This window comes from Mesorhizobium qingshengii (assembly GCF_027563465.1).
Taxonomy (GTDB): domain Bacteria; phylum Pseudomonadota; class Alphaproteobacteria; order Rhizobiales; family Rhizobiaceae; genus Mesorhizobium; species Mesorhizobium qingshengii_A.
In genome coordinates this window covers 825,323-837,310 of the sequence record NZ_JAPFQA010000001.1, presented here as the reverse complement: position 1 = coordinate 837,310, position 11,988 = coordinate 825,323, and the positions used below count along the sequence as shown (strand labels likewise).

Here is an 11,988-nt window from a genome sequence, read left to right as displayed (position 1 = left end):
CATCACCCCGAAACCGGCTTTCCGGAGAGGAGCAAGTGCGGCTTGAAAATCACCACGCCGCTGGCGCGTCGAAATCAGACGCGCGGCGCTCTTCCAAATGTCAGGGCGTCGCCTTTCGGGCAACGCCTTTCTTCTTCCTACTGGGCAGCGCCCGCATCGCCGCCGCTGTCGTCGCCACCGTCAGCCGGCTTGACGGCATTGCCGTCGCTGGTGCCGGTGCCGGCGGCCGCCTTGGCGGCGTCATCGGCCTGTTTCTTCTGCAATGCGCGATAGCGGGCGACGTTCTCATTGTGCTCGTCCAGTGTGGCTGCAAAGACGTGCCCGCCGGTGCCGTCGGCAACGAAATAAAGGTCTTCGGTCTTCGACGGATTGGCGACCGCCTCCAGTGCCGCGCGACCCGGATTGGCGATGGGTGTCGGCGGCAGGCCGTTGATCACATAAGTGTTGTAGGGGGTCGGTTTCTGGATATCCGACTGGTAGATCGGTCGGTCCGCGGGTTTGCCCTTGCCGCCGAACAGGCCATAGATGATGGTTGGATCGGACTGCAGGCGCATGCCCTTGGCCAACCTGTTCAGGAAGACGGCGGCAACCCGCGAACGCTCGTCACCCTTGCCCGTTTCCTTTTCGACGATCGAGGCCAGCGTAACGAACTCTTCGATGTTGGCCAGTGGCAGATCCGGAGCGCGTCGCTGCCAGACATCCTCGACCAGCTTCTTCTGATCCGCCAGCAACTTGTCGATCATCTGCTGGCGAGTCGCGCCGCGCGTGAAGCGCAGCGTGTCGGTGGCGAGACTGCCCTCGGGAAGAGTGGTCGCCGGCATGTCGCCGCTCAACGCGGTCTCGTCGGCGATGCGCTGCAGGGCCTGTTCGACCGTCAGCCCTTCTGGAATGGTCAGCGAATACATCACCGACTTGCCGCTCTTCAAAAGCTCCATGATGTCGCGCATGGAAGCCTTGGGCTTGATCTCGTATTCACCGGCCTTCAGCGCCGAATCATTGCCGAAGGCACGCACGCCAAGGCGGAATATCCTGGCGTCGCTGATCAGTCCGCGGCGCTCGAGCTGGTCGGCAATATCCTGGACGCCGGTGTTCGGCTTGACCAGGAACGTGTCGCCATTGGCCGAGGGGCCGGGCTCGGTGAACGCCTGCTTGCCCAAATAGAGCGCGACGCCCGCAACCAGAACCATCAGCATCACCGAGGAGATGACGAAGTTCATGAACACCACAACCTGGCTGCGTGAAGCACGCGAGCGCTTCGGCGGCGGCGTGCCTGCCTCCGGCCGCAAGGCCTCGCTGGCCGTCTTCGGTACGATCGGTCCGGCAGTTGCCGGCCGTTGCGCGAATTCTCCGTTGCCCACCGGATTTGTGTTCATCTTGCCCTACCGTTTGATTGCTCAACGAATCCCCAGCGGCAGAGTAGGGGCGAATATGGCAAAATTGACGGCACCCCAAAGCGTCGCCCGGTAGTCGGACGGTCAGCCATTGTAGCGCTGGAAGACGAGCGAAGCATTGGTGCCGCCAAAACCGAAGGAATTGGACAGCGCCACGTCGATCTGGCGGGCCCGCGGCTTGTTCGGCACCAGGTCGATCGCGGTTTGGCGCTCCGGGTTGTCGAGGTTGATGGTCGCCGGTGCGACGTTGTCGCGAATGGCGAGGATCGAAAAGATCGCTTCGGCGGCACCCGCCGCCCCCAAGAGATGACCGATGGACGACTTTGTCGACGACATCGAAATCCTGGAAGCGGCATTGCCGACCAGGCGCTCGACGGCGCCGAGTTCTATCGTATCGGCCATGGTCGAGGTGCCATGCGCGTTGATGTAGTCAACATCGGCAGGCGTCAGCTTGGCCCGGTTCAATGCCGCCGTCATGCAGCGGAAAGCGCCGTCGCCGTCTTCGGCGGGCGCGGTGATGTGATAGGCGTCGCCAGTGAGGCCGTAACCGGTGACCTCTGCGTAAATCTTCGCGCCGCGCGCCTTGGCGTGCTCCAATTCTTCCAGCACGACGACACCGGCGCCCTCGCCCATGACGAAACCGTCGCGGTCACGGTCGTAGGGACGTGACGCCGTTTGCGGCGCATCATTGCGATCGGTCGACAGCGCCCGGCACGCGGCGAAGCCGGCGATCGACAGCCGCGTCACCGGCGCTTCGGCGCCACCTGCGACCATCACGTCGGCATCGCCCCACATGATCAGCCGGGCAGCGTCGCCAATCGCATGCGCGCCGGTCGAGCAGGCGGTGACGACGGCATGATTCGGGCCTTTCAGCCCGTGCCGGATCGAAACCTGACCGGAGACGAGATTGATGATCTGACCTGGGATGAAGAAAGGGCTGATGCGGCGCGGGCCGCGTTCCTTGAGGATCATCGCGTTCTCGGCGATGCCCTCGATCCCGCCAATGCCGGAGCCGATCAGGACGCCAGTGGAGCACTGCTCCGCATGCGTCTTGGGTTCCCAGCCGGAATCCGCCAGCGCCTCGTCGGCGGCGGCAATCCCGTACAGGATGAAGTCGCCGATCTTGCGCAATTCCTTCGGCTCGAGCACGGCCTCGGGATTGAAGGTGGCATTGCTGCCATCGCCACGCGGAACGACGTGGGCGATCTTGCACGCAAGATCCTCCACCTCGAACTCGGTGATGCGCTTGGCGGCGCTGCGGCCGGTCAGAAGTTCCTTCCAGCTGTGCTCGAAGCCCATGCCGAACGGCGACAGCAACCCAAGGCCCGTGACGACGACACGCCTCATCGCAGGTCCTCCCCGGTGACGACTGCGGAAAGCGTCAGGCCGAAGCCTTGTCGATGTACTTCACCGCATCGCCGACGGTCAGGATGGTCTCGGCCGCGTCGTCGGGAATCTCGACGCCGAATTCTTCTTCGAACGCCATGACGAGTTCGACCGTGTCGAGGCTGTCGGCGCCCAGATCATCGATGAAGCTCGCCTGCTCCGTCACCTTGTCGGCATCGACGCCAAGGTGCTCGATGACGATCTTCTTGACGCGCTCTGCGGTGTCACTCATTTGGGGCATCCTCGTCTTTTGTTTGTCTGTCTTCGTTAGCGGGCAGAATGCCGCTAATCAAGCTGAAAGATGGTCCTGCCGGAAACGCAACGGCTACGGACCGGTTTTTGCCCGAACCGCCGGGTTGCGGGCCGCATTACACGAAAATCGGCTCAGGTCCAAGGCGAAATGGTCTCTTTTCACAACCCGGAAGCGTTGCCGCCGGACCGCGTTCAGATCATCGCCATGCCGCCGTTTACATGGATGGTCTGGCCGGTGACGTAGGCCGCTTCGTTGGAGGCCAGATAGGCAACGGCTGACGCAACTTCGGCGCTGGTGCCCATGCGGCGCGTCGGAATCGCCGCCATGATCGCCTCTTTCTGCTTGTCGTTGAGCTTGTCGGTCATCGCCGATTCGATGAAGCCCGGGGCGACGCAGTTGACGGTGATGTTGCGGGTGGCGATCTCCTGCGCCAGTGATTTGGAAAAGCCGATCATGCCGGCCTTGGAGGCGCAATAGTTGGTCTGGCCGGGATTGCCGGTGACGCCGACCACCGAGGTGATGTTGATGATGCGGCCATGGCGGCGGCGCATCATCGGATGGGTGAGTTCACGGGTCAGCCTGAACACGGCAGTCAGGTTGACCTCGAGCACGCTATCCCAGTCTGCATCCGACATGCGCACGAAAAGCCCGTCCTTGGTGATGCCGGCATTGTTGACCAGAATGTCGACGCCTTCGAGATCGGCCTCCGCCTTCTGGCCCAGCGCCTTGACCTCGTCGCGGTTCGACAGGTTGGCCGGGAACAGCTTGACCCGGTCGCCAAGCTCGGCGGCGAGCGCCTCCAGTTTCTCGACGCGCGTGCCGTGCAGGCCGACGATGGCGCCTTGCGCATGCAGGACCCTGGCGATCGCCTCGCCGATGCCCCCCGATGCGCCGGTGACGAGCGCCTTGCGACCGTTCAATTCAAACATTTTTGTCTCCTGATTGAGAAGAGAACACCCTCGCACGGGTGAGGTCAAATCGCATCCAACTAGGCAAGCGCTGCCAATGTCGCCTCGACCTCGGCCGCGGTGCCGACCGACGCGGTGGCGATGTCGCGGTTGATGCGCCGCGCCAATCCCGAGAGCACCTTGCCGGCGCCGATTTCGTAAAGCGTGCCGACGCCGTTCGCGCCGAACCATTCAACTGTCTCGCGCCAGCGCACGCGGCCGGTCACCTGGTCGACGAGGCGTCGGGCGATCTCGCCGGGGTCGCTGGAGGGTGTCACCGACACATTGGAGACGACCGGGACGACGGGCGCATTCCTTGCCACGCCAGCCAGGGCTTCGCGCATCACGTCCGCGGCCGGCGCCATCAGCGCCGAATGGAAGGGCGCCGACACCTGCAGCATCAGCGCGCGCTTGGCACCCTTTTCCGTGCACAGCCTTGCCGCCAGTTCGACCGCGGCCTTGGCGCCGGAAATGACCAGCTGGCCGCCGCCATTGTCGTTAGCGATCTGGCACACCGAGCTTTTGCCGGCCTCGGCGCAGGCGGCTTCGACATCAGCCTGTTCCAGTCCGATGATCGCCGCCATGGCGCCCTCGCCGGCCGGCACCGCCGCCTGCATGGCATTGCCCCGGATGCGCAGCAGCCGGGCGACATCGGCAACCGAAACGAAGCCGGCGGCAGCGAGCGCTGAATACTCGCCCAGCGAATGGCCGGCGACATAGGCGACCCTGTCCTTCAGCGAGAGGCCGCGCGATTCCAGCGCCCTGATGGCGGCCAGCGACACCGCCATCAGCGCCGGCTGCGCGTTGGCGGTCAACGTCAAGGTTTCCTCGGGCCCTTCCCAGATCAGCCCAGACAGGCTTTCGCCGAGCGCGTCGTCAACTTCCTGGAAGACCCTGCGCGCCTCGGGAAACGCGTCGGCGAGATCCTTGCCCATGCCGACAGCCTGGCTGCCTTGTCCAGGAAAGGTGAATGCAACGGCCATGCGAGGGCTCCCAAAGGCTGGTTCTGCTTGCCTGATAGACGAGTTTTCTTGCCTGTGACGCAAGGCAGGCCGCCAAGTCAAGCCCACTTCGGCCCGTCCCGGCGGCGGCATCGCCGGCCGAGTGCCTGTTCCAAAAGGCTTTTTGGCGATCACTCCTGATGAAAACCGCTCACGAATCGTTTGCTGGCTCTTCTTATTTTCGCCACAGGCGCTAGCTTTGCGTGACAATTCCATGACAATCGAGTGACGCGTTTGTCGCTGGGCGGGGAAGTTAGAGTGGCAAAGAGTTCGAAACGCGCCGGCAGGGCCGCGCCACAGTTCCTGGAAGACGATCCATCCACCGGCTATCTGCCGGGCAGGACATGGCCGGTTGTGCGCTATGGACTGATCAGCCTGGCGATCGCGGCCGTGCTGGTGTTCGCCATAGAGCTGATCGTGCGCGGCGATTTTGCCGGCACCGTCTCCTTCTTCCTGCAGCCTCTCAAGCCCGGCTGGACCACCATTGTCGTGTTTGCGCTGATCCTGATCGGCCTCGATGCGGTGCTCGGCCGCAGTCACCAGAGCTTGATGATCGTCGCGCCGCTGACCCTGTCTCTTGCCTTCGTCGGCCACCAGAAGTCGCACTATCTCGGTGATCCGCTCTATCCGACGGATTTCCTCTATGCACGCCAGATCTTCGCGCTGCTGCCGCTGCTCGTGCGTGACCGGCCGATGACCGCGCTCGCCATGGTCGCCGGTATCGTCGCCGGCCTGTCGCTGCTCGTCTATGGCTGGCGGCTGTGGCGCCGCAAGGTTCCGTCACTCAGCCACAAGGGCCGTATTGCCCGGCTGACGCTGGCCGTGCCGCTGCTCGCCTTCTTCGTTTCGATCATGGATTATGCCACCTTCTCGTGGACCCGCGACCGGCTGCAGATCATCCCGATCATGTGGGACCAGAAGGAAAACTATGCCTCCAACGGCTTTGCACTGGCCTTCGCGCTGAATGTGCCGATGGCGCATGTCTCGGTACCGGCCGGCTATTCCGACAAGGCAATCGCGGCCATCGGCAGGTCCGATGTGACCGCCTCGGTACCCGACGAGAAGCCCGACATCATCGTCGTCATGAGCGAATCCTTTTGGGATCCGACCAAGCTTCCCGGCGTCACCATCACACCCGACCCGATCCCCAATGTGCGGGCGCTGCGCTCAGGCTCGATGTTCTCGCCCGAATTCGGCGGCATGACCGCCAACATCGAGTTCGAGGCGCTGACCGGGTTTTCCAACGCGTTCCTGCCGGCCGGCAGCATTCCCTATCAGCAGTATGTGCGCGCACCGACGCCTTCGCTGGCAACCTTCCTGAAGAGCGAGGGCTACCAGGCGCGCGCCATCCATCCCGGCACCAACTGGTTCTGGAATCGTGGCACGGTCTACGCCGATTTCGGCTTCAACGATTTCAAGTCGGAAGAAACGCTGCCGCCGATGAAAAAGCGTGGGCCGCTGGCATCGGACGCGGCGATGACCGACGAGATCATCAGCGAGGCCGACGCCAGCGATGAACCGGTGTTCTTCTTCGCGGTCAGCCTGCAGAACCACGGTCCCTACGAGCCGAACCGCTATTACAATCCGACCCACACGGTGCAGGCGCCGATCGGCCAGTGGGCGCGCGATTCCTTGCTGAGTTACGCCGAGGGATCCGCCGATGCGGATCGCGGGCTCGAACGCCTTGTCGAATGGGCAAAGAAGCGCTCCCGTCCGACCGTGATCGCTTTCTTCGGCGACCATCTGCCGCCGCTGGGTCCGGTCTATGTCGAAACCGGATTCCTGAAAGACAACGTCGCGCCGCGCAAGGAAGCGTCGGCGGACGCTGCCCTTTTGCATCATGAGACGCCGCTGATCATCTGGTCGAACCGCACCGGCCCGGCGCGGGACATGGGTACCGTCAGCCCGGCTTTCCTGCCCTATCATATCCTGAAGACGGCAGGCATCAGCCATCCCTACTACACTGGTTTCCTGGGCGAGATGCGCGAACGCTACCGCGTCGTCGACCGCAATCTGTTGCTGACGCCGACGGGCGAGGCCACCGCCGACTGGTCGCGGCAGAAGGAAATCGACCCGGCGATCCGCGATTTCCGCCTGCTGCAATACGACATGATGTTCGGCAAACGCCACGCCGCGCCCGACTTCTTCCCCGAAACGGTCGACAAGGTTGTCGCCCATACGAGTTGAGCCGATCAGGCCCTTCAGTTGCGGGCTGCCAAAGGCCCCTCGCCTCGATGCCGCCCGATTTTTCCATTCCTGCGACATAGGAGAATGCCGCTTGCGCTTGCGTTGCGGCCGGATTGCTGTATAGAGGCCCGCAATCTGCCGGTCCCAGCTGGGGGCTGAACGGAGGGCCGGAGGTTTTTTCGAAAGCCTTCGCGTGAAGCCAGAAGTGCTTCCGCCTCCCGTGTCTCCGCTCTCGACCGTCTCGTCATGCTCCTTTCTTCCCCGCCCCTTCGGGATCAGCGGGTCAGAGAAGTTGCAGAGGCTTTTGCCGCCGGGAACCGGGAGAGAAACGAAGAAAGGCACTGATACACCATGGCTCTATACGAACATGTGTTTCTTGCCCGGCAGGACCTCTCGCAGCAGCAGGTCGATGCGCTTGTCGAACAGTACAAGGGCGTCATCTCCGCGAATGGCGGGTCCGTCGGCCGGGTCGAGAACTGGGGACTGAAGTCCCTCACCTACCGGGTCAACAAGAACCGGAAGGCTTACTACACGCTGATGGATCTTACCTGCCCACCGGCCGCGCTCAACGAAATGGAGCGCCAGATGGGCCTGTCCGAGGACGTGCTGCGTTTCCTGACCATCAAGGTCGACGCGCATGAGGAAGGCCCCTCGGCGATGATGCAGAAGCGCGAAGAGCGTTCCGAACGCGGCGGCTTCGGCGACCGCGACCGTGGCGACCGCGGTCCGCGCTCGTTCGGCGACCGTGATCGCGGCGACCGTGGCGATCGTCCGCCGCGCTCGTTTGGCGACGCAGGTGCCGATCGTGGCCCGCGCCGTCCGCGCGAAGGCTTTGAAGGGGGTGCAGAATAATGGTCGACATCAATCAGATCCCGACCCGGCGCCCCTTCCACCGCCGCCGCAAGACCTGCCCGTTCTCCGGCGCCAACGCGCCCAAGATCGACTACAAGGACGTGCGTCTCTTGCAGCGCTACATTTCCGAGCGTGGCAAGATCGTGCCATCGCGCATCACCGCCGTCAGCCAGAAGAAGCAGCGCGAGCTCGCCAAGGCGATCAAGCGCGCCCGCTTCCTCGGCCTGCTGCCCTACGTGGTCCGCTAGGACTTTCGAGCGGGCGGCTCGCCGCCCGCTCCCTTCCCCACGGCGACGGGCGCCGCAGGGCCGCTTTCAAATCCCGAGTTGAGGTCAAGCCTCTAACTGCCCACAGGCAGGACAGCGACACCGGCGCCAGGGCGCCCAAGCTTCCTGACCTGTTCCAGAGACAATTCGGCGCCGATCCCGACGGTTGGCGCTCAACCAAAGGAACAAAACCATGGAAGTCATTCTTCTCGAACGCGTTTCCCGCCTCGGCCAGATGGGCGATACCGTCAAGGTCAAGGACGGCTTTGCCCGCAACTTCCTGCTGCCGCAGGGCAAGGCGCTGCGCGCCAACGAAGCCAACAAAAAGAAGTTCGAAGGCCAGCGCGCCCAGCTCGAGGCCCGCAACCTCGAGCGCAAGTCGGAAGCCGCCCAGGTCGCCGAAAAGCTCGACGGCAAGAGCTTCATCGCCGTGCGTTCGGCCGGCGAAACTGGCCAGCTCTACGGCTCGGTTTCGACCCGCGACATCGCCGATCTGCTGACGGCTGAAGGCTTTTCGGTCAACCGCAACCAGATCCTGCTCAACCAGCCGATCAAGACCATCGGTCTCACCAATGTGGCGATCGCCCTGCATCCGGAAGTCGAGGTCACCATCACGCTCAACATCGCGCGCACGGCCGACGAAGCCGAACGCCAGGCCAAGGGCGAGACGCTGACCACCGCCGAAGCCATCTATGGCGACGACATCAACGACAACGCCCGGCCGGAAAACTTCTTCGACCCGAATTCCGAGTTCGAAGGCGGCGAAGACAACGCCTGACCATGTGAAAAGTGGCGCGCGTCCGCCTGGATGCACGCCGCTTTCATCGACATCCAGATCGTCCAGTCATTCTGGACCAATGCCCGGGCTCCTCGCCCGGGCATTTTTGTGCCAAAAGGAACTTTTCGAACCTCTATATATTGATGCAGAGTAGGACAGCCAGTCTGACCGAGAGGGGACATTTGGTCATGAATATTCTGTTGAAGCGCGTTCTCGACCGCCTGGTGCGCACCGGCAATCTCAAGGTAACCGGCCCCAGCGGCTCGACAGTGGTTTTCGGCGACGGCAGCGGCGAGCCGGTGCACATGCACATCAAGACCGCGCGTGCCGAGCGCGCCATCACCCTCGATCCAATGCTGGCGGTTCCGGAATCCTACATGGACGGCGAGCTCGACATTCCCGAAGGTGGCGTGCTGGGTGTGATGCGCATCGCCTTCCAGAACATGGGCAGCGGCGGTATCGACGCGACTTGGTCCAAGGCGATCGAGGGCCTGCGGCACGCCTTCCGCCGCCTGCAGCAGATCAACACCGCATCGCGCTCGCGCCGCAACGTACAGCGCCATTACGACCTGTCGGGTGACCTCTACAGGCTCTTCCTCGACGAGGACATGCAGTATTCCTGCGCCTATTTCGAACAGCCGGACATGACGCTCGATGAGGCGCAGGCCGCCAAGAAACGCCACATCGCCGCCAAGCTCAGACTGAAGGCCGGGCAGACTGTGCTCGACATCGGTTCCGGCTGGGGCGGGCTCGGGCTCTATCTCGCCAAGACGTTCGACGTCGACGTGCAAGGGGTGACGCTGTCGACCGAACAGCATGGCGTCGCCACCGACCGCGCCCACGCGCAAGGCCTGGAAAGCCACGTGCATTTCGAGCTCAAGGACTACCGCGAACTCAACGAACGTTTTGACCGCATCGTCTCGGTCGGCATGTTCGAACATGTCGGCGTCAACCATTTCCGCACCTTCTTCGACAAGAGCGCCACACTGCTCAAGCCCGATGGCGTCATGCTCTTGCACACGATCGGACGCTCCGGCGTGCCGTGGGCGACCAGCGCCTTCATCCGCAAATACATTTTCCCGGGCGGCTACATCCCCTCGCTCTCCGAAGTCATGCCGGCGATCGAGAAGTCGGGCCTGGTCGTGACCGACATCGAAATCCTGCGGCTCCACTATGCCGATACGCTGAAGCATTGGGGCGAGCGCTTCGCCGCCAACCGCGACAAGGCCAAGGCAATCTATGACGAGCGCTTCTGCCGCATGTGGGAGTTCTATCTGGCCGCCTCGGAAGCCGCCTTCCGCTGGCAGGATTTGGTCATCTTCCAGATCCAGATTGCCAAGAAGAACGACACGCTGCCGATGTCGCGCGACTACATGGCCAAGTGCGAGAAGGCGCTTGAGATGCGCGATATGGGGCATCGTGAAGCGGCTCCCGTGAAAAAGAGCCCCGCCGCCAAGCCAGCTCGCCGCCGCAAGGTCGCGGGCCAGGAATAGCATTGCCGCTTGCCATTGCGGGCAGTTGCCCGGAAAAAGGTCTCGTGATCGCGAGACCTTTTCCATGACCTACATCCTCTATGCCGCCGCCACCCTGGCCGAGATCGCCGGCTGCTTCTCGTTCTGGGCCTGGTGGCGGCTGGAAAAGTCGCCGCTGTGGCTGCTTCCCGGCCTCGCCTCGCTCGCTCTGTTCGGCTTCCTGCTGGCACTGGTCGACGCAAACGCCGCCGGCCGCGCCTATGCCGCTTATGGCGGCATCTACATCGCGGCGTCGCTGGGCTGGCTGTGGCTGGCGGAAGGCGTGCGCCCCGACCGCTGGGATTTTGCCGGAGCCGCGCTCTGCATTGTCGGCGCTTCAGTGATCCTGCTCGCGCCAAGGGGCGCGTGAGATGGAACTCCCAGCGCCACTTCGCCAAGGAGTCGAACGCCTGCTCGAGAACATTCCGCTGGCGGCCCTCAAGCAAGCGGCAAAAACGCTGTCGGACCGCTACCGCGCCGAACTGCGCGATGGCCGCCTGCATATGGCGCAGGATGCCGCCGTGAGGGCCTATCTGGCGACGCGGCTGCCGGCGACCTATGCCGCGGTGCGCGCCAGCCTCGACGCGCTGGGCGACGCCAGGCCCGGCTTTGCGCCAAAGAGTCTGCTCGACGTCGGCGCCGGCCCTGGCACGGTGCTTTGGGCCACGACTGACCTGTGGCCCGATCTCGAACAGGCTGTGCTGGTCGAAGCCAGTGCCGCGGTGCGCAAGGTTGGCGAGACGCTCGCCGGCGACGCAATTGCCGCCCAAACCACATGGCTGGCCGGCGACGCCACGGTCGACCTTGCCGATCTCAAGCCAGCCGATCTGGTGACCTGCGCCTATGTGCTGGATGAAATCGTTCCGGCCTCATTGCCGAAGCTGATCGACCGGCTGTGGCAACTCACTGGCGATACGCTGCTGGTTGTCGAGCCGGGCACGCCGGCCGGCTGGCAGCGTATCCTTGCGGTTCGCGGGCACCTTATAGAGGCTGGTGCGCATGTGCTTGCGCCTTGCCCGCATCAGGCACCTTGCCCGCTCGCCCCGCCCGACAGGTGCCATTTTTCCCGCCGCGTCGCCCGCTCGCGCCTGCACAGGCTGGCCAAGGACGCCGACGTGCCTTGGGAGGACGAGAAATTCATCTATGTCGCCGCCTCGCGACAACCCGCCCCTTCTCACCTCGCGCGCGTGATCGCGCCGCCGAAGTCCGGTTCAGGCAAGGTCTTGCTCAAGCTGTGTGAAACCGATGGCCGCGCCGGCGAAAAACTGTTCACCAAACGCGACGGCGATGCCTTCAAGGCCGCGCGGCGGTTGGACTGGGGCGACACCTTGGGCAGGCGATAAGGACGTAATTTCGCGTGGATGCGTCCTTTCGACTGGAACGCGGTCGTTACCTGTCAATCGCGTGAGATAAAAT

At 63.6% G+C, this 11,988-nt stretch carries 13 protein-coding genes; 8 read left to right on the top strand and 5 right to left on the bottom strand.

Annotation, left to right across the window (positions count from 1 at the left end):
* Window positions 1-137: 137 nt before the first annotated feature.
* Entirely contained in the window at window positions 138-1,217 is a 1,080-nt protein-coding gene (mltG, locus tag OOJ09_RS03885) for an endolytic transglycosylase MltG (RefSeq protein ID WP_269903910.1), read from the bottom strand.
* Here mltG and OOJ09_RS03880 point away from each other — a divergent pair.
* A complete protein-coding gene (locus OOJ09_RS03880) occupies window positions 1,216-1,467 on the top strand; it encodes a hypothetical protein (protein WP_269903909.1) in 252 nt (83 codons plus the stop codon). The two genes, mltG and OOJ09_RS03880, sit on opposite strands and share 2 nt — an antisense overlap.
* Window positions 1,468-1,475: 8 nt before the next feature.
* Here the strand turns inward: OOJ09_RS03880 and fabF are convergent, their stop codons facing one another.
* The 4 genes from fabF to fabD all read right to left on the bottom strand — a co-directional run bounded on the left by fabF (window position 1,476) and on the right by fabD (window position 4,960).
* Window positions 1,476-2,738, bottom strand: a complete 1,263-nt coding sequence (gene fabF, locus OOJ09_RS03875; protein WP_269903908.1) for a beta-ketoacyl-ACP synthase II — start codon at window positions 2,736-2,738, stop codon at window positions 1,476-1,478.
* Window positions 2,739-2,772: 34 nt separating this feature from the next.
* On the bottom strand, window positions 2,773-3,009 hold the full coding sequence (locus OOJ09_RS03870) for an acyl carrier protein (RefSeq protein WP_006203723.1): 237 nt from the start codon (window positions 3,007-3,009) through the stop codon (window positions 2,773-2,775).
* A 212-nt stretch (window positions 3,010-3,221) separates the two neighbouring features.
* Window positions 3,222-3,959, bottom strand: coding sequence for a 3-oxoacyl-[acyl-carrier-protein] reductase (gene fabG, locus OOJ09_RS03865; RefSeq protein ID WP_269903907.1), 738 nt, complete (start codon window positions 3,957-3,959; stop codon window positions 3,222-3,224).
* Window positions 3,960-4,018: 59 nt separating this feature from the next.
* Window positions 4,019-4,960 (bottom strand): ACP S-malonyltransferase, encoded by a 942-nt coding sequence (gene fabD, locus OOJ09_RS03860; protein WP_269903906.1) that lies wholly within the window; start codon window positions 4,958-4,960, stop codon window positions 4,019-4,021.
* A 252-nt stretch (window positions 4,961-5,212) separates the two neighbouring features.
* Here fabD and OOJ09_RS03855 point away from each other — a divergent pair, with 252 nt between their 5' ends.
* The 7 genes from OOJ09_RS03855 to OOJ09_RS03825 all read left to right on the top strand — a co-directional run bounded on the left by OOJ09_RS03855 (window position 5,213) and on the right by OOJ09_RS03825 (window position 11,915).
* Window positions 5,213-7,165 (top strand): LTA synthase family protein, encoded by a 1,953-nt coding sequence (locus OOJ09_RS03855; RefSeq protein ID WP_420107494.1) that lies wholly within the window; start codon window positions 5,213-5,215, stop codon window positions 7,163-7,165.
* A gap of 351 nt (window positions 7,166-7,516) precedes the next feature.
* A complete protein-coding gene (gene rpsF / locus OOJ09_RS03850) occupies window positions 7,517-8,017 on the top strand; it encodes a 30S ribosomal protein S6 (protein ID WP_224662198.1) in 501 nt (166 codons plus the stop codon).
* Window positions 8,017-8,265: a 30S ribosomal protein S18 gene (gene rpsR / locus OOJ09_RS03845; RefSeq protein ID WP_006203718.1), complete on the top strand. Its 249-nt coding sequence runs from the start codon at window positions 8,017-8,019 to the stop codon at window positions 8,263-8,265. Before rpsF ends, rpsR begins: the two co-directional genes overlap by 1 nt.
* Before the next feature lie 211 nt (window positions 8,266-8,476).
* Window positions 8,477-9,061, top strand: a complete 585-nt coding sequence (rplI, locus tag OOJ09_RS03840) for a 50S ribosomal protein L9 (RefSeq protein ID WP_256749637.1) — start codon at window positions 8,477-8,479, stop codon at window positions 9,059-9,061.
* A 188-nt stretch (window positions 9,062-9,249) separates the two neighbouring features.
* A complete protein-coding gene (locus OOJ09_RS03835) occupies window positions 9,250-10,554 on the top strand; it encodes an SAM-dependent methyltransferase (protein WP_269903904.1) in 1,305 nt (434 codons plus the stop codon).
* Between the two features lie 64 nt (window positions 10,555-10,618).
* Window positions 10,619-10,942, top strand: a complete 324-nt coding sequence (locus tag OOJ09_RS03830; RefSeq protein ID WP_269903903.1) for a YnfA family protein — start codon at window positions 10,619-10,621, stop codon at window positions 10,940-10,942.
* Window position 10,943: 1 nt separating this feature from the next.
* Window positions 10,944-11,915 carry a small ribosomal subunit Rsm22 family protein gene (locus OOJ09_RS03825; RefSeq protein ID WP_269903902.1) on the top strand — a complete coding sequence of 324 codons (972 nt, stop codon included), beginning with the start codon at window positions 10,944-10,946 and terminating at the stop codon, window positions 11,913-11,915.
* The last annotated feature ends 73 nt before the right edge of the window (window positions 11,916-11,988 follow it).

What these genes read in the sequence shown, in the direction of transcription:
- OOJ09_RS03870 (WP_006203723.1), bottom strand. Translation starts at nt 3,009, where the DNA reads ATGAGTGACACCGCAGAGCGCGTCAAGAAGATCGTCATCGAGCACCTT.
- rpsF (WP_224662198.1), top strand. Translation starts at nt 7,517, where the DNA reads ATGGCTCTATACGAACATGTGTTTCTTGCCCGGCAGGACCTCTCGCAG.
- rplI (WP_256749637.1), top strand. Translation starts at nt 8,477, where the DNA reads ATGGAAGTCATTCTTCTCGAACGCGTTTCCCGCCTCGGCCAGATGGGC.
- fabG (WP_269903907.1), bottom strand. Translation starts at nt 3,959, where the DNA reads ATGTTTGAATTGAACGGTCGCAAGGCGCTCGTCACCGGCGCATCGGGG.
- OOJ09_RS03880 (WP_269903909.1), top strand. Translation starts at nt 1,216, where the DNA reads ATGAACACCACAACCTGGCTGCGTGAAGCACGCGAGCGCTTCGGCGGC.
- mltG (WP_269903910.1), bottom strand. Translation starts at nt 1,217, where the DNA reads ATGAACTTCGTCATCTCCTCGGTGATGCTGATGGTTCTGGTTGCGGGC.
- rpsR (WP_006203718.1), top strand. Translation starts at nt 8,017, where the DNA reads ATGGTCGACATCAATCAGATCCCGACCCGGCGCCCCTTCCACCGCCGC.
- OOJ09_RS03830 (WP_269903903.1), top strand. Translation starts at nt 10,619, where the DNA reads ATGACCTACATCCTCTATGCCGCCGCCACCCTGGCCGAGATCGCCGGC.
- fabD (WP_269903906.1), bottom strand. Translation starts at nt 4,960, where the DNA reads ATGGCCGTTGCATTCACCTTTCCTGGACAAGGCAGCCAGGCTGTCGGC.
- OOJ09_RS03825 (WP_269903902.1), top strand. Translation starts at nt 10,944, where the DNA reads ATGGAACTCCCAGCGCCACTTCGCCAAGGAGTCGAACGCCTGCTCGAG.
- fabF (WP_269903908.1), bottom strand. Translation starts at nt 2,738, where the DNA reads ATGAGGCGTGTCGTCGTCACGGGCCTTGGGTTGCTGTCGCCGTTCGGC.
- OOJ09_RS03835 (WP_269903904.1), top strand. Translation starts at nt 9,250, where the DNA reads ATGAATATTCTGTTGAAGCGCGTTCTCGACCGCCTGGTGCGCACCGGC.